Raw genomic sequence first — 18,053 nt, forward strand, 5'->3', positions numbered from 1 at the left:
TATGCTCCTTAACAGTCTTTTAAGGAGCATAGTGATGCGTATTATTCTGTTTTTACTGACAAACTTAGCTGTCATGGTGGTAGCGGGTATTGTCTTAAGTCTTTTAGGCGTCAACGGTTACATGACCAGCAATGGCCTAAACTTCACATCACTGCTTATTTTCTGCGGTGTATTTGGCTTTACGGGCAGCTTGATCTCACTTCTTCTTTCAAAGTGGATGGCAAAGCGTGGATCAGGCGCAGTGGTTATTGAACAGCCTCGTAATCATAAAGAAATATGGCTACTCGATACTGTCAAAGAGCTTTCACAAAAAGCAGGGATTAAAATGCCAGAAGTGGCAATCTTCCCTGCACACGAAGCTAATGCGTTCGCGACAGGCTGGAATAAAAATGATGCACTAGTTGCGGTTTCAAGTGGAATGCTAGATCGCTTCTCTCCCGATGAAATCAAAGCGGTTCTTGGTCATGAAATTGGTCATGTGGCAAATGGCGATATGATTACACTCTCTCTTATCCAAGGCGTCGTTAATACGTTCGTTATGTTTTTTGCTCGTATTGCAGCTTATGCTGTCGATCAATTTCTACGCAAAGACGACAATGAAGGTTCCGTTGGCTGGGGCTACTACATCGCGACATTTGTATTTGAAATCATCTTCGGCATCCTGGCCTCTATGATAGTTATGTGGTTCTCTCGCTTTCGCGAATTCAGAGCGGACGAAGCAGGTGCTAGATTGGCAGGCAAAGGCGCAATGATTGCAGCCCTTGCGAGATTACAACAAGAGCACGAAGAAAGCCGTATGCCAGATTCTATGCTTGCCTTCGGCATTCGTCGTGGAAAAAAACCTACGATGGGGGAATTGTTTTCAAGCCACCCACCGATTGAAGATCGCATTAAAGCGCTTCAAGCACTTTAATATCAAAGCACTACAATACAAAAACGCCAGCGTATGCTGGCGTTTTTGTTGGTTAAATAAAGATAAAGAAAGCAGGGGGTTATTTTGTTTTGTTACGTAAGGACTCTAGAATAAAAGCGATTAGCGGAATACCTACATCTTTTGAGACATCCACAAAACGAACGCCATAGACATAGAAGTACTCCACCCCCATACGACTCAAGAAATCATTATCAACTAGTGTAGCCTGAACTTGCTCAAGCATCTGAATTTCTTGCGATCTAATCTCACAATCCAATTTAAGAATGTGGTTATAAGATCCTATCTTAACATTACAGGCCAGACGCATTGTCTGGTTAACCGAACCAAAATCTTCTTTAGATATTAACTTAGCCCCCCCCAAACTCAAATCAATGATAATAGCAGAAGAAGATTCGCTAATTGACGTTGATAAAGTATTTGGCTCTATGTTAGATATAAGACGAGCCTCAACACGAGCGGCCTGTCTGACTTCGGACGTTTCTACATAACTTGGATAAGCAATATGGAGGTGAGCTGCGGGCTCCATATAACTTTTGGCAATCTTGCTTGAAAACGCACAAACATGAGTGCTCAACATCAAGCGAACATTAACCACCTGACTATCTCTCACCAATATATTTTTTCCATTTAATTTTGGGCAAGACACAATCAATGAGCTTTTTGGAATGTTACCAAGAACCTTCACCATGTAACGCCCTGGGGGAGAAATAAACTCAATTTGCACATTCGTCCCTATTGGTACATCAAGATCTCCTAGATCGACCTGCATTACTCCAGCCATGCAACTACCTTAGTCATGATTTATTGTCTACTGAAAAACCAGCGGCACCCATAAGATTGCACGCATCATTATTATTAGCACGAATCAAACAAGTATTTAATTCATCTCTTTCTACGTAATGCTTTCGCAACCAGTCAAAGACATTTTTTTCTTTATTTTCTCGATACTTATATCGCAATCTAACATCATCTCTAGCAACATCATAGATTGCTTGAATACTTCGAGCGAGCATTTCTTCTAGCAATACTGCCGAATCAATATCAATAGACGAAAACCACCCAGTACTGATAGCATCATTTTTACTAATAACATCGGAGCTTAACTCCAAATGACGGCACAATTCCTGATATACCATCCATGTGCCTTTTTCACGACCTTGCTTGCTATAACCGGCAATATGGGGAGTTGCGATATCAGCAATAGAAACCAGCTTTTGATTAATAGAAGGCTCACCATCCCATACATCCAATATTAGATGAAGATCTCCATTTAGCTGACTATGTCGTTCAAGTAGCGCCACCTCATCAATAACACCGCCTCGACCAGCAGAAATAATAGCAGTCCCAGCAGATAATTGGGCAAGCTCTTTACTGCCAATCATTCCTTTTGTCGGATATACACCCACACTAGTTAAAGGAGCATGCAAAGAAATTACATTACATAACAGAATTTCATCTAAAGAAACAAAATTAGCCGAGCTATCACCTTCTTCTTTAAACGGATCATAAACGCACACCTGGCAGCCCATACGAGAAAAACGGTCATAAACTGTTTTTCCAACATTACCATAACCAATGACGCCAATTTTTTTACTTAACCAGCTGAATTGCTTCGTCATATAAAGATGACTTAAGCCACTAAAGACATAATCAGCCACAGCTTCTGCATTGCATCCCGGTGCACTGCTAAAGGCAATATTTGCTTTAACAAGATAATCCAAGTCAATATGATCTACACCTATTGTGGCACTACCGACAAAACGAACTGAACTCCCCTCAAGCAGCTCCTGTGTCACTTTTGTCACCGAACGCACTAAAAGAACATCCACATCTTTTACTTGTTCGTGCGTTAATGTTCGACCATTTACCAACTCAACATTACCTAAATGCGAAAACAAGGCTTTCGCGTTTGGCATATTCTCATCTGCAATAATTTTCATACTGTCGCTTTAAAAACTCATTAAATATTTGATCAGGAAGGCGTTGCGCCAATAAATACTTGGAAAAGGTCTTAGCTCTTTCAGGTAAACCAGAAACGATATACTTGCCAACCTGAGACATAACTGCCTGCTCAAAACCTTTCGAGTCATATTCGGGCATAGACAAGTTATCAACGCTGACGCGAAAAGGCAGCCCCGCCGACCAATGTAAAATACATTCGACTGCCTGAGGCTTCACCTCCACTTTCTCAAACTCTTTTTGCGTTTGAAGGTTACGTGAATCTGACTCGTACCAATAGCCATAATCCTCTAGCAATCGTCTTTCGTGACCAGCAATACACCAATGACTCACTTCGTGCAGCGCGCTTGAAGGATAATCAAAACGAAAATATATAGCAGCCGAATCATTTAATTCAGCAGGCAAATAAAGAGGTTCATCTGCTCCACCAATAAGGCGGGTATTAAAACTTGAAAGGAAACATGCACTGAAGGCTTCCACAAGCTGCGTCGCACTTGCCAACTGTAGACTCCAAAAGTAAAGAATTATCACATAAGAAACAAAAACGCGCCACGCAAAGAACTAGGCTTCGCGTAACGCATTTTATTTGAAATTCAAATTGAGCTTAATTTAGCCCTAAGCTCAATAATACCTTAACCTAATTATCCGCGATAATAGCGAGAAGGTACAAAAGGCATCGCAGCTAGCTTCAGTGGAATACTTTTTCCTCTCACATTAGCGAACAACGGCTCGTCAGCATCTAGAGCTTGAGTCGATACATAAGCCATGACAATAGGCTGAGCAAGAGTTGGCGAGAAACCACCACTCGTTACTGTACCTTTTACTTCTCCAGAAGCATCAGTGATCTCAACTCCTTCACGGACTGGCGCACGCCCATCAACCAAGAAACCAACACGCTTTCTTGCTGGCTTATTCGTAAACTGTGGCAATATAATATCTGCACCTGGGAAACCACCAGCACGATCACCCTCTAAACGACGGATTTTTTGTATTGCCCAATTAAGAGAAGCTTCTACTGGCGTCGTCGTCGTATCAATGTCATGGCCATACAAGCATAAGCCAGCTTCAAGACGTAAAGAGTCACGAGCACCAAGGCCAATCCATTCAACTTCATCAAAGGCCAACAAAGCATTAGCGAAAGCTTCAGCATGATCGTTTGGAACAGAAACCTCATAACCATCTTCGCCAGTGTAACCAGAGCAGCTAATCCAAAGCTCAATTCCTTGCCACTCAAGTTTTAGACTTTGCATAAACGTCATCGTGGAAGCATCAGGAACAATACGAGCAAACACTTCACGCGCTTTTGGACCCTGAATGGCAAGCAAAGATCGATCGTCAATAACATCAACTTCACAATCAACCAAAGACGCTTTCAAATAAGCAAAATCTTGCTCTTTACAGCCCGCATTTACTACCATGAAAATGTCATCACCCCAGTTGGCAAACATTAAATCATCTGTAATACCGCCTTTTTTGGTAGTGAACATGCCGTAGCGCTGCGTACCTTCTGTCAAACCAAGTACATCAACAGGCAAAATAGCCTCAAGTGCAGTTTTTACATTTTCGCCTCGCAGCATCACCTGCCCCATGTGCGATACATCAAACAAGCCCACGTTTTCACGAGCCCACAAATGTTCTTTCATTACACCTAACGGATATTGAACCGGCATCTCATAGCCAGCAAATTCAACCATTCTAGCGCCAGAAGCGATATGTAGATCACATAGAGCAGTACGTTTCATAACGAAAACCTTAATTAAAATTGTGATAGTGTCTGTTTCCAATTGGAAACAGAGTATCTAAAAGCAACTTGTTTTGACAAGCACTAAGCGACATTTATTCGGTAATATCTACAATCAAAACCAATAGATATCAATAAAAAATCTAAATGATCGGTCAACTTTAATGGCAAACAAACTTTATAATTGACTCACCTTTGCTGTTTCCAATTGGAAACTTTTTGATTATGATAAGCAAAATTGACGTAAACCGAACAATGACTGACGCTCTTAGAAAGATGATCTTTTTTCATCATCTTAGACTGCCTTAGTGTTATTATACGCACGACTCATTGTCTTTTGGGCATACATGTTTATTTAAGAGGAATTACCCCATGGCCAACACCGAAGCCTTTTTCAGCCAAACTCTAGCTGAACGAGATCCAGAGCTTTTTGCAACAATCGTTGAAGAGCAAGAACGCCAAGAAACTGGTATTGAATTGATTGCATCTGAAAACATCACTTCAAAAGCAGTTCTAGAAGCTCAAGGTTCTGTTCTAACTAACAAATACGCAGAAGGTTACCCGAATCGTCGTTACTACGGTGGCTGTGAAGCGGTTGATGTTACTGAACAACTTGCTATAGATCGTGCTAAGCAATTGTTTAGCTGTGAATTCGCAAACGTACAGCCTCACTCTGGCGCCCAAGCAAATGGCGCGGTGATGCTTGCTCTACTTCAACCAGGCGACACAATCCTAGGTATGTCTTTGGATGCTGGCGGTCACTTGACTCACGGCGCGCCACCAGCTCAGTCTGGCAAATGGTTCAATGCCATTCAATACCAAGTAAATCCTGACACACTATTGATCGATTACGATGCAATCGAAGCACAAGCAATAGAATGCAAGCCAAAAATGATCATCGCGGGTGGTTCAGCTATTCCTCGCGTTATTGATTTCAAACGTTTCCGTGAAATTGCTGACAAAGTTGGCGCTTACCTATTCGTAGACATGGCTCACATCGCAGGTCTTGTTGCAACAGGCGCTCACCCGTCTCCACTACCACATGCCCATGTTGTTACAACAACAACGCACAAAACACTTCGTGGACCACGTGGCGGCATGATTCTTTCCAACGATCTTGAACTTGGTAAGAAAATCAACTCTGCAGTATTCCCAGGCTACCAAGGTGGTCCACTAATGCACGTTATTGCTGGTAAAGCAGTTGCATTCGGTGAAGCACTTAAACCTGAATTCAAAGTTTACATCGACCAAGTAGTTGCTAACGCTAAAGCCTTGGCTGCTGTTTTGATCGAACGCGGTTGTGATATTGTTACCGGTGGAACAGATACTCATCTTATGCTAGTTGACCTTCGCCCTAAAGGCTTAAAAGGTAACATAGTCGATAAAGCACTAGAGCGCGCCGGCATTACTTGCAATAAAAACGGTATTCCGTTTGATACTGAAAAACCAATGATCACCTCTGGTATCCGTGTAGGAACGCCAGCGGCAACATCTCGCGGCTTTGGTATTGAAGAGTTCGAAAAAGTGGGTCATCTTATCAGTGACGTACTTGACGGTTTAGTTGATATGCCAGAAGGCAATCCTGAAGTTGAAGCTCGCGTACTTGCAGAAGTAAAAGAACTTTGTAAACGCTTCCCACTTTACCGCTAAAATCACATACCCAAGGCTTAACCTCCTTGGGTATTTTTTTAAAGAGGCATAAATACTATGAGCACTATTCCAGATAACCTAAAATACGCAGACTCTCATGAGTGGGTTTTAGACAACGGTGACGGTACAGTAACTGTTGGCATTACCGATCATGCACAAGATCTACTAGGCGACGTTGTTTACGTTGAGCTACCAGAAGTAGGCGCAGAAGTAACCGCTACAGAACAGTTTTCTCTAGTAGAATCTGTAAAAGCCGCTTCTGACATTTATGCTCCTGTTAATGGCGAAGTAATTGAAGTGAATGACGCACTAAACGATGCGCCAGAACTAATCAACGAAGCACCGTATGAAGGTGCTTGGATTGCTAAAATCAGGCTAAGCAACACAGCTGATCTTGATAAACTACTTGATGCTGCAGGCTATTCAGCCACTATCGAATAGTCTCAACTATAGGCTCTCCCTCTATTCTGTATTGAGAGCCTAATCTCCCAGATTTTATCTTAATAGGTGATTAAACCATGACCTCGTGCATCCGCGATTTGTTAAATAACGATGAATTTATTGCTCGCCACATTGGCCCTGATGAATCAGAACAAGCCAAAATGCTAGCAACAATCGGCATAAAAAGCCTTCCAGAACTAATCGAAAAAACGGTTCCAGAAGCCATTCGTCAAGCAAATCTAGACCTTTCAGCTAAACCTGTTAGCGAAAGCGAAGCACTTGTGCAGTTAAAAGCCATCGCCAGTCAAAACAAAGTGGCACGCTCTTTTATCGGCATGGGTTATCACGACACACATGTGCCATCCCCTATTTTGCGCAATTTACTCGAAAATCCAGGTTGGTATACCGCGTACACACCTTACCAACCAGAGATTTCTCAAGGTCGTTTGGAAGCGCTATTAAACTTTCAACAAGTCATCATCGACCTAACTGGCATGGAAATATCTAACGCTTCTTTGTTAGATGAAGCAACGGCTGCTGCCGAAGCCATGACACTAATGAAACGCTCAAACCGCAAGAAAAGTGACAAGCTATTCGTTGCGAGTCACTGCTTGCCACAAACAATTGACGTTGTTAAAACCCGTGCCGAGCTACTAGACATAGAAGTCATTGTTGATGATATCGCTAACTTTGCACAACATGATGTCTTTGGCGCCATCTTCCAATACCCAGGCATTGACGGCACTGTTACTGATTTGAGTTCTATTATTGCACATGCACATGAACAAGATGCTCTTGTCAGTATCGCTGTAGATCTACTTTCTCTTGTTCTATTGAAATCTCCTGGTGAAATGGGCGCTGACATTGTATTCGGTTCTGCACAACGCTTTGGTGTGCCGATGGGCTTTGGTGGGCCTCACGCTGCTTTCCTAGCAACGAAAGACGCATTTAAACGTTCTATGCCAGGTCGCGTTATCGGCGTATCTAAAGATAGCCATGGTAAACCAGCACTTCGCATGGCAATGCAGACCCGCGAGCAACACATTCGCCGTGAAAAAGCGACTTCAAACATTTGTACCGCTCAAGCATTGCTTGCCATGATGGCTGGCTTTTATGCAGTTTATCACGGCCCTGTTGGCCTTAAGAAAATCGCTAATCGAATTGCCGCATTGACGAATTGCTTTGCTAACGCCATTAAAAAGCAAAACTTCACTGCCAATGCTAGTTACTTTGATACCGTTATCGTCAACACTGGCGATCAAACAGACAGTATCATGGCAAAAGGCGCTGCGAAGTTAATGAACTTCTACAAAGTGTCTGAAGGCCAAATATCTGTCGCACTAAACGAAACCATCACGCCAAATGATCTTATCGATTTGGCTGAATGTTTCGGTGCAGAACTATCGTTAGAAAACATTGCTAACACTGAAACAGCATACGGTTTTGATGCTTCGATGCTACGTCAAGATGCCATCCTGACTCACCCAGTGTTTAACAGCCATCACAGCGAAACCGAATTGATGCGCTACATGCACCAATTGGAAGTGAAAGATATCGCACTAAACCAAAGCATGATCCCGCTTGGTTCTTGTACTATGAAGCTAAACGCTGCCTCTGAAATGATCCCAGTTACTTGGGCAGAATTCGGTCGTATCCACCCGTTTGCACCAAGTAATCAAGTTGCTGGCTATCACGCATTACTGCAAGAACTTGTCGATATGCTTTCTAAAGCAACTGGCTACGATACGGTTTCTCTGCAACCTAACTCTGGTGCACAAGGCGAATATGCGGGCCTTATCGCTATCGATAAATATCACAAATCTCGTGGCGATCATGACCGTGACATATGCTTGATCCCAAGCTCTGCTCACGGCACAAACCCAGCTTCTGCCGCATTAGCAGGCATGAAAGTTGTGATTGTTAAATGTGACGAAAACGGCAACATTGATTTGGTAGATCTTGCTGAAAAAGCAGAGAAGCATGCAGCACAACTTAGCTGCATCATGGCGACTTATCCATCTACTCACGGTGTATTCGAAGAACACATTCGTGAAGTCTGTGACATCGTTCATAAATTCGGCGGCCAAGTGTACATTGATGGCGCGAACTTAAACGCACTTGTTGGTGTTGCGCCTCCAGGCACATTCGGTGGTGATGTTTCTCACCTTAACCTACACAAAACATTCTGCATCCCACATGGTGGTGGCGGTCCTGGCATGGGTCCAATTGGTGTTAAATCTCACCTTGCACCTTTCCTACCGGGTCACGCTGTTGCGCCAGTTATGGGTATGCTTGAGCAACACGGCGCAGTATCTGCAGCACCGTACGGCAGTGCAAGCATCCTTGTGATCACTTGGATGTACATTAAAATGATGGGGGACAAAGGCTTGCGCGATGCAACCTTCAACGCCATTTTGAACGCTAACTACATCGCTAAACGCTTAGGCGAGCATTACCCTGTTCTTTACACTGGCAAAAACGGTACTGTGGCACACGAGTGTATTATCGACATTCGTCCACTAAAAGCAGAGTCAGGCATCAGTGAAGAAGACATCGCTAAACGCTTGATGGACTTTGGTTTCCACGCACCAACCATGTCCTTCCCTGTTGCTGGTACATTAATGATCGAGCCAACAGAATCGGAAAATCTTGAAGAGCTAGATCGCTTCTGCGATTCCATGATTCAGATTCGCAAAGAGATCAGCAAAGTGCAAGCTGGCGAATGGCCAATAGAAGATAATCCGCTAGTTAATGCACCACACACAGCAGACAGTCTTCTAGATATGGAATGGACGCATGCGTACTCACGCAAAGAAGCCGCTTATCCACTTACTTGGATCAAAGCACGCAAATACTGGCCACCAGTTGGCCGTATCGACAACGTCTACGGTGACCGCAACCTATTCTGCGAATGCCCACCAATAGACAGCTACGAAGGCTAATCTTCGAAGCCCCTAAAAAGCACTAGAAACGAAAAAGGCGAATCAGCGATGATTCGCCTTTTTTAGTTCCGCATAAAACAGCATTAAAAACAAATAAGGGGGAACTTCAAACTAAAAGATAAATATCTCATTTTTATGATCATATTTATCATATAAATTCATTTTTATTTACTCACACTCACGACCACCCCAGTGCTCAAGCAGCGCATCACGAAACATCATTAACTTGGCTGATCGATGTCGAGCGGATGGATAGAGAAGTGTTAAAGGCGTCGATGATCGAGCATATTCATTTAAAACGGGCGTCAACAACCCGTCTTTCAAATAATCCTCTACGAAAAAAGTCATCAATTGTGCCATACCAATACTCAATAACGCGGCTTCTACTAAAGGATCTCCATGATCAACAACTAAGCTTCCTCTAATGGGAAAGTCAGCATCTTTCTCATTATTCCGAAATGTCCAAGGAAATAATTGCCCAGTAGCTGGATTTCTAACTTGCATGCAATTATGTGTAGCCAATTCCTCTAACGCCTTTGGGGAACCATAAGATTCAAGATATTTTGGTGATGCAACCGTCACCCAATCAGCTGCCTTAAGAGGCCGCGCAATCACTCGGCTATCCTGAATATTTCCGCTACGAATGACAGCATCAAACCCTTCGCCTACCAGATCAACCACTCGATCAGTTAATACCAACTCTATGGTGAGCTGTGGGTACTCATCCAATAATTTAGCGACAATAGGCATAACAACAACCCGGCCAAATGCTGATGGTGCGCTAATCTTCAAACTGCCTTTAGGTTCAAGCCCATATTCCAGTAACTCTTGATGCGCCTCTTCAAGGCCGCCAACTAACGGCTTAACACGTTTTAAAAATAACTCGCCATCTACTGTTAACTTTAAATTACGCGTATTACGGTGCAATAGGCGAAGACCTAACTGGGATTCCAATCGATTGACTGCTCTAGAGATACCAGATTGAGTCACATCTAATTGTTGAGCGGCAACAGTAAAACTCAGATTTTCAGCCACTTTAATAAATTGCCTTACAGCATTAAGATCGTATTCCATGATTTTATTCATTACTCAAATGATTTAATTGCATTTATCAAACTTAAATCATTAAAGATAATCTCACAACTTAAAACTATGTTGGAGAGAGAAATGCGAACACCACTACCCATTAGTGTTTATATGCTGAGTTTTGGCATTTTCATTATGATCAGTTGCGAACTACAAGTATTAGGCATGATGGAACAATTAGCAGCAGCGTTGACGATCAGCATCGCTCAGGCAGGATATTTAGTTTCTATTTTTGCTGCTAGTATGGCCATTGGTGGCCCCATATTGGCGATATTAGTTTCTAGACTAGCCGTTAAAAAAACCTTGATGATGCTCTACATCATCTTTATTTTGGGTGAACTACTTGGCGGTTTTTCGAATACTTTTAGCCAACTAGTCATCGCTCGGTCTATAACAGGCATGGTTTCAGGTGCATTTTTTGGCGTTTCTATTGGCTTATCAGCTCGACTTGTCAATTCAGATAGCAAACTTAAAGCCATATCAACGGTATTAGCAGGTATTATGCTTGGCACCATCATAGGCTTGCCGCTGGCTAAAGTAGTGTCTGAATACAGCAACTGGCAAACCAGTTTTTTCCTTGTTGTTGGTCTGGCAAGTATCAGTGCTTTATTGACATACTTGACCCTACCCGATCTTTCGCCCGAACCACCACAACCCCTTAGAAAAGAATTAGGCGCTATTTTTGATACTCGGCTTTGGTGGGTGTTTTGTACCAGTTTCTGTATCATTGGTGCCGTATACGCTCCGTTTAGCTATATAGTCCCTATTCTCAATGAAACATCTGGAATATCTCAAAACAGCATCACATTAATTCTCTTTGCATACGGTGGCATTATGCTCATCGGAAACAATTTGGTTGCTAAAATGGCAGCTAAAAATACAAAAAGAACGCTCGTAATAGGCATCAGTTTTCTAATTGTCAATCTGTGTATATTTGCCCTTTTTAATGATTATCATTGGCTAGCAATAACCTGCACTTTACTGCTCGGATTATGTGGCGTAAGCCTAAACCCTGCCATGGTCAGTAGATTAATGGAATTGCCTCAAGGCGGTCGTGCATTTATCAACACGCTACATGCGTCAATGATAACCTTAGGTATCATGTTTGGCAGCTTTACTGCTGGAATAGCATTATCATTCGGCTACCAGCTAACAATAACCATTTGGGTAGGTGCTACTATTGCTTTTTTCGGTTTATTGATTTTGACATTTAGCCCTATAAACACACATACACTTTCTAAATAGTTAAAACGTCAAACTATTAAACGCTCATGTAACCGTTTTAGTACAAAAGTCACGAACAGACACCTTTCGTTTCAATTCTTCTATCGAACGCCACCTATATTTTATTTACAATAAACATACTATGTTTTGAGAAAGTAAAATGTACAAATGCTATTTGAAGAAAGTATTAGAATGGTTACTTGGGAATAAAGACAATCCATTTGAGTACACACACCACGCTATATTGCTAGTAGGCACGGTTCTATACATCTACGCAGCTATAGCGAACTACTACCTTGAACTAGCAGGCATATACAGCATCTACTTCCAGCTTGTTTTAGCCCTTTTAATTTTTGTCATTTGGTATCTATCTCGCTGGCGAAACCAATTCAAAAAAATGAGAATTGCATTTATTACTATCATTATATTGGTATCAATACCTGCAAATTGGATTGGCAACGGAGGATCAAATGGCCCTACCTATTTTGTTGATCTTGGTTTACTTATTTACATATCTGTGTCATTCAAAGACCTAGGGATTTATCGTCGCCTCGGGCAATTTTTTTGCATCATCATTCCTATCCCATTAATTTTATTTGAAAAGGAATACCCCGATGTTATTTTTCAATATGCTACAGAAACACAGAAGCAGATTGATCTAACAATTACCTTTATCATTATTGGTCTTTTTTTGATCGTCATGATGGAAAGCTTATCCACCAGATTCAAATTAGAAAGAAATAAAGCAGAACAGCTATCTAAGAAACTGCGCAACTTATCAGAAAAAGACTCACTTACTGACCTATATAATCGCAGAATATTAGATAAGCAATATTCATTATGGAAAACACAAGGCCGAATTTTCAGCTTGGCTTTATTGGATTTAGATCATTTTAAAAAACAAAATGATCAATGGGGACACAACTATGGGGATGATATCTTGCGAACGTTTTCATCTCTATTAAAGGATGTTGCTATAAACAATAAAGGTTTCGCTATAAGACTTGGCGGAGAAGAGTTTGTCCTTCTGCTTCCCTTATCAGCGGAGGACTCCTATCAAGTAATCAGCCAAGCTGCAGAGACATTCAGCAAAACTCCCTTAATACATGGACCTGTTACATTTAGTGCCGGCGTAGCTCAAAGCACACCCAATGACAACCAAGGCGAGCTATTAAAACGTGCTGATAATTTAATGTATCAGGCTAAGAACAAAGGTCGTAACTGTATTTGCAAATAAATAATTGCTTACAGGTGGCAGGTTAAAAAGGACGCCAATTCACCTCCAAACAAAGCAAGGGGTGGAATATCCACCCCTGTCAAATTCAGATTAACAATCCCATTTACCATTGTAAAGTCGTTTAAGCTCTAGCGGATTAGCCTCTTTTAATGCTTCTGGCAGCAGGCTATCTGGAATGGCTTGATAGCATACAGGTCTCAAAAAACGGGCGATAGCAGCACTACCAACAGACGTTGTCCGACTATCTGAAGTCGAAGGAAAAGGACCACCGTGTACTGTCGCATGACCGACCTCAAGACCTGGAGGCCAACCATTAATCAGTAACCTACCAGCTTTGCGCTCTAGTATAGGTATCAGACGTCGAGCCGTTTCGAAATCTATGTCATCAAGTTGAAGTGTCGCTGTCAGCTGCCCCTCTAAACGTTCCGCCACCTGAGCCATTTCAGCCAAATCGTTGCATTCAACTATCAATGCAGCCGATCCAAAAACCTCCTCATGCAATGACTCGTCATTAATGAAGTCTTCAGCAGCCACCGAGAATAACGTAGCACTGCATTGGTTAGGCTTATCTGACGCCTCAGCTTGGGCGTTCATCCGCACGCTTGGATTGTTACAAAGCGCCGACACACCATGCTCATAGGCCTCGTAGATACCAGGAGTAAGCATAGTATTAGTTGTAGCCCGATTGACAGCCGCAGATGCAGATGCCACAAAAGCGTCCAGAGCCAAACCTTTTTCAGCAATCAACAATCCAGGACTAGTACAATACTGACCAGCACAAGTATTGAGAGTATTCACAAATGCTTCGGCTAGATCCTCCCCACGATGCTTCAATGCTCCTTGAAGTAAAAAGACCGGGTTGCTTGAACTCATCTCGGCAAATACAGGTATCGGCTCCTTACGGTGCTGAGCGATATGCATAAGAGCCGTTCCACCACTGAAAGACCCTGTAAAACCAATTGCTTTAATACGACGATCAGCGACAAGTTTTGCACCAACTTCACGACCTGACCCGAAAAGTACAGAAAACACACCTTCAGGCATACCGCATTGTGCTACTGCTTTTTGAACAGCGCGACCAACGAGTTCAGAAGTCCCAGGATGAGCTGAATGAGCCTTAACTATTACAGGGCAACCAGCAGCTAATGCCGAAGCAGTGTCACCACCAGCAACAGAGAATGCTAGCGGAAAATTACTAGCACCGAAAACAACCACTGGCCCCAATGGTATTTGACGTAAACGCATATCCACACGCGGCATAGGCTGACGATCCGGTAATGCTGGCTCAATACGCACATCAAGCCAGTCACCACTACGCACAACTTTTGCAAACAAACGAAGTTGCATACAGGTTCGTGCTCGCTCACCTTCAACTCGAGTTTGAGGCAGCCCAGTCTCATCCATCACACGTTTAACTAGCTCATCGCCAATACCTTCTATTTCACTAGCAATGGCATCTAGAAAGTTGGCTCGCTCTTCCAGCGTAGTTTCTCGATATTGGTCGAACGCATCCCAAGCTAGCTGCGCTGAACGTTCAACTTCTAGTGAGCTCCCGCCTAGATATACAGGATCAAGCTGCTCACCAGTAGCAGGATTGACAGCATAAATAGGATCACCAGAGCCACTAACACACTGCTGACCAATTAACATTTCACCGGTTAAAGACATATAGCCTCCTTATAAATAGTCACAAATAGCAGCCAAGGGTATTAAGCAAGATGTCCATGGTAGGCATCTGTAATGATTTGTTTAATATCGGAAGCCTTAGTTAAGCGAGGGTTAACCAATACGTTGCCACTTCTCATAGAGTCTTCAACCATTTGTGGAAGCTTATCAAGTGTCACTCCTAACTCTTGAACATTGGCAGGTATATTTATAGCAGCGTTAAGCTTTACGACAGCCTCAATTGCTTTGCTACCAGCACTATAATCATCCAACTCATCTACATTTTCACCCATGGCAACGGCAATATCTTTAAAAAGATCAGGGCAAGCATCCATATTGAATTTAAGGACATACGGCAACAATGCTGCGTTAGCTACACCATGTGGTACATTGAAAATACCACCAAAAGTATGCGATATAGCATGAACATTACCGAGCTTAGAGAGAGAAAATGCCACCCCAGCCAAGAAAGAGGCAACCAGCATATTTTCACGCGCTGCAACATCAGAACCCACAAAGTAGGCTTTCTTAATATTCTGAGTGATCATCTTGATCGCTTCAATTGCTAATGCTCGGCTAATTGGATTAGCTAGCTTAGAAACATATGACTCAATTGCATGAGTTAGTGCATCCATCCCTGTTGACGCAGTAATAGCTGGAGGTAACTTCATAGTCAGCTCAGCGTCTAAAATAGCCAATTTTGGAAATAAGCGTGGACTAATAATAGCAGTTTTAAAGCTATTTTTAGGGTTCGTCACTACAGTTGAAGCAGTACATTCGCTACCTGTTCCAGACGTAGTAGGGATTGCGAATAGCGGCATCGGATCATTAATTAATCGATCGTATCCTTCATAATCCAAGATACTTCCAGGATTAGTTGCCATAGCCGCAACCGCTTTGGCAGCATCAATACTACTACCACCGCCAATACCTATAATCGCATCGCACTCAGAATTTTTGAGGAACGCAACAGCATCATCAATCACAGTACTGGATGGATTTGGTTGAACATCCTGATAGATATCGTACTTCAGACCAGCCTGATCTAAAGAAGTGAAAAAGCCAGTTAAAGCACCTGAATCCACGAGGCCTTTATCTGTAACAACTAGGAGTTTTTTTTCAACATACGGCTTTAGTAATTCACCCGCCTGTTTGGCTAATCCATAGCCAGATTTAAGTGTAGTAGGAAAAAAGAAGTTAAAATTTTGCATAGCATCCCCTTGAGGGGGCAAAAATACCCCCTAGTAAAAAATCATGAAATTAAATAGGTTATTTATTAACTAATAAAAAACAGTGATATGTCTGGAAGGAAAGTGAATAAGAGCAGGTCAACAATCATTACTAAAAGCAATGGAAGTACTTTTCTTACAACAAGCGAAAATGAAGTATCACTCAGACTTTTAGCAACAAATAGGTTTACACCAAGCGGAGGGGTAAGAAGCCCAATTGCAAGGTTAGTAATCATAATGATGCCAAAATGAATTAGGTTTACATCTTCGTTGATAAGAATTGGTAAAAATATAGGTACAAGTAGAATAATTGCAGCGTTTAGCTCCAAGAAAGTGCCAATTAAAAGAAGTACCGCATTAATTGCTAATAGAAGCCATATTTTGTCTGCCCCTACACTAGATATCCAATTAGATACCTGCTGTGGAAATTGTTCAGTTGTTAATATCCATCCCATTATATTAGCAGCGCCAATAATGAGTAATACCATTGAAGACGTTAGACCCGAAGAAACAAATACTTCTTTTAAATCTGAAAAGCTAAGTTCTTTGTAGATAAAAACAGATATAACTAAACCGTATACACAGGCTATAGCACCAGACTCTGTAGGAGTAAAAAAGCCACTGTAGATTCCTCCAAGAATAATCACAGGCATAGCCAGGCCAAACAGTGATTTTTTTAGGCAAGATATAAAGTTAGCAAAACTAGTCGGCTCACTTCCTCTAAAGCCACGGGATTTAGAGTAATAGTACGAATAAATTATCAGTGAAAAACCAACAATCAATCCAGGCACAATACCAGCGATAAAAAGATCACCTATACTGACATTGGCAGATATACCGTAAACAACAAATGGTATGCTGGGTGGGATAATAATCCCGATTGTGCCGCCAACAGCCATAAGCGCAACGGAGAAACCTTTGTCATAACCTGCCTTTATCATCGCAGGAACCATTATACTACCAATAGCTACAACAGTTGCTGGGGCAGAACCTGAGATAGAAGCGAAAAACATGCTTGCTAGCAGTGCTATAATAGCCAACCCACCCGGCGTGGAGCCGACAATGCTCGCCCCTAAATTAACCAATCGAATGGATACACCGCCCTTCTCCATAATTTTTCCGGCTAAAAGAAAAAATGGGATCGACATCAAAGGAAAAGAGTCAATGCCTGTAAACATACGCTGAACCGTTACGAATGTAGGCATATCAGCAAAAAATACAAACGCAACAATACAGGCAAAAGCAATACTAAGTGCAAGCGGTATATTGAAGGCCACTAAAACAAGCATGCTTAGAAACATAGCAGAAGTCATTTAGATTCACTCCCATTAAAGACGGCTTTATTATTCTCTGTGGCTTCTTCTATATTTTTTCTTTTATGCTCACAGATAAAATAGAGACAGCTCATAAGATAGCGTATAGACATCAAGGCAAAACCACATGGAACCGCAGCGTAAGCAATATACATAGGCATTCTAAGTGCTGGCGAAAGTGGGCCCATATTCATCATTCGATCAATAAATTCTGCACCTATATAGAAAAACCAAGCACAAAATATAAAGCCAACCATATTTCCAAATAGTGTCACTATCTGTTGCAAAAATTTTGGGATAATAAGAATTAGAGCATCGACTGATATATGTACAGAACGTTTTAGCCCAAGACTAGCACCGATAAATACGCCCCATATCATAAAATAGCGTGCTAGCTCTTCAGACCATGGAATAGACATATGAATAAAAGAACGATTAATAACCCCTAAAAAAACAACGGTTAGCATCCCTGCAAGAAGAATGTATACAATCCATTCTTCAATATTACTTAAAATAGAATCAAACGACTTCAACGTTTTATAAAATGACATACTAACCAGCCTTTTACTTACCAACATAAACCAATTTAACATTTCTAATAATAGTAAATCCTATAAACCAAAATTTCATTT

General features: G+C 41.9%; 15 protein-coding genes. 6 read left to right on the forward strand and 9 right to left on the reverse strand.

Annotated elements, in window-relative coordinates; translation table 11 throughout:
* Positions 1-31 precede the first annotated feature (31 nt).
* On the forward strand, positions 32-913 hold the full coding sequence (gene htpX / locus TY87_RS02505; RefSeq protein WP_100185868.1) for a protease HtpX: 882 nt from the start codon (positions 32-34) through the stop codon (positions 911-913).
* A 79-nt stretch (positions 914-992) separates the two neighbouring features.
* On the opposite strand, the gene TY87_RS02510 is transcribed toward htpX, so the two are convergent.
* From TY87_RS02510 to gcvT, 4 genes are all read right to left on the reverse strand, one after another.
* Positions 993-1,715: a flagellar brake protein gene (locus TY87_RS02510; protein WP_072841656.1), complete on the reverse strand. Its 723-nt coding sequence runs from the start codon at positions 1,713-1,715 to the stop codon at positions 993-995.
* A 13-nt stretch (positions 1,716-1,728) separates the two neighbouring features.
* Entirely contained in the window at positions 1,729-2,874 is a 1,146-nt protein-coding gene (locus TY87_RS02515; RefSeq protein ID WP_100185869.1) for a 4-phosphoerythronate dehydrogenase, read from the reverse strand.
* Positions 2,855-3,394, reverse strand: coding sequence for an elongation factor P hydroxylase (locus TY87_RS02520; protein WP_072841660.1), 540 nt, complete (start codon positions 3,392-3,394; stop codon positions 2,855-2,857). Before TY87_RS02520 ends, TY87_RS02515 begins: the two co-directional genes overlap by 20 nt.
* 140 nt (positions 3,395-3,534) lie before the next feature.
* On the reverse strand, positions 3,535-4,635 hold the full coding sequence (gene gcvT / locus TY87_RS02525; protein ID WP_100185870.1) for a glycine cleavage system aminomethyltransferase GcvT: 1,101 nt from the start codon (positions 4,633-4,635) through the stop codon (positions 3,535-3,537).
* 371 nt (positions 4,636-5,006) lie between these two features.
* Between gcvT and glyA the strand changes: the two genes are divergently transcribed.
* From glyA to gcvP, 3 genes are all read left to right on the forward strand, one after another.
* The gene (glyA, locus tag TY87_RS02530; protein ID WP_072841663.1) at positions 5,007-6,284 is read left to right on the forward strand and encodes a serine hydroxymethyltransferase; all 1,278 of its coding nucleotides are present in this window, start codon (positions 5,007-5,009) and stop codon (positions 6,282-6,284) included.
* A gap of 57 nt (positions 6,285-6,341) precedes the next feature.
* Entirely contained in the window at positions 6,342-6,725 is a 384-nt protein-coding gene (gcvH, locus tag TY87_RS02535) for a glycine cleavage system protein GcvH (protein WP_100185871.1), read from the forward strand.
* Positions 6,726-6,802: 77 nt separating this feature from the next.
* Positions 6,803-9,667, forward strand: a complete 2,865-nt coding sequence (gene gcvP / locus TY87_RS02540) for an aminomethyl-transferring glycine dehydrogenase (RefSeq protein ID WP_100185872.1) — start codon at positions 6,803-6,805, stop codon at positions 9,665-9,667.
* Positions 9,668-9,835: 168 nt separating this feature from the next.
* Here the strand turns inward: gcvP and TY87_RS02545 are convergent, their stop codons facing one another.
* Entirely contained in the window at positions 9,836-10,741 is a 906-nt protein-coding gene (locus tag TY87_RS02545) for a LysR family transcriptional regulator (RefSeq protein ID WP_232617047.1), read from the reverse strand.
* Between the two features lie 93 nt (positions 10,742-10,834).
* On the opposite strand from TY87_RS02545, the gene TY87_RS02550 reads away from it, so the two are divergent.
* Positions 10,835-11,998 (forward strand): MFS transporter, encoded by a 1,164-nt coding sequence (locus TY87_RS02550; protein WP_100185874.1) that lies wholly within the window; start codon positions 10,835-10,837, stop codon positions 11,996-11,998.
* 154 nt (positions 11,999-12,152) lie between these two features.
* The gene (locus TY87_RS02555) at positions 12,153-13,214 is read left to right on the forward strand and encodes a GGDEF domain-containing protein (RefSeq protein WP_157789862.1); all 1,062 of its coding nucleotides are present in this window, start codon (positions 12,153-12,155) and stop codon (positions 13,212-13,214) included.
* A 90-nt stretch (positions 13,215-13,304) separates the two neighbouring features.
* Here the strand turns inward: TY87_RS02555 and TY87_RS02560 are convergent, their stop codons facing one another.
* From TY87_RS02560 to TY87_RS02575, 4 genes are all read right to left on the reverse strand, one after another.
* Positions 13,305-14,882 (reverse strand): aldehyde dehydrogenase (NADP(+)), encoded by a 1,578-nt coding sequence (locus TY87_RS02560; RefSeq protein ID WP_100185876.1) that lies wholly within the window; start codon positions 14,880-14,882, stop codon positions 13,305-13,307.
* A 41-nt stretch (positions 14,883-14,923) separates the two neighbouring features.
* Positions 14,924-16,090, reverse strand: a complete 1,167-nt coding sequence (locus TY87_RS02565; protein ID WP_100185877.1) for an iron-containing alcohol dehydrogenase — start codon at positions 16,088-16,090, stop codon at positions 14,924-14,926.
* Between the two features lie 65 nt (positions 16,091-16,155).
* Positions 16,156-17,421 carry a TRAP transporter large permease gene (locus tag TY87_RS02570; RefSeq protein ID WP_100185878.1) on the reverse strand — a complete coding sequence of 422 codons (1,266 nt, stop codon included), beginning with the start codon at positions 17,419-17,421 and terminating at the stop codon, positions 16,156-16,158.
* A complete protein-coding gene (locus TY87_RS02575; RefSeq protein WP_157789863.1) occupies positions 17,418-17,972 on the reverse strand; it encodes a TRAP transporter small permease in 555 nt (184 codons plus the stop codon). The genes TY87_RS02570 and TY87_RS02575 overlap by 4 nt, the downstream gene beginning before the upstream one ends.
* Positions 17,973-18,053 lie beyond the last annotated feature (81 nt).

Source organism: Marinomonas sp. BSi20584 (assembly GCF_002792415.1).
Classification (GTDB): domain Bacteria; phylum Pseudomonadota; class Gammaproteobacteria; order Pseudomonadales; family Marinomonadaceae; genus Marinomonas; species Marinomonas polaris.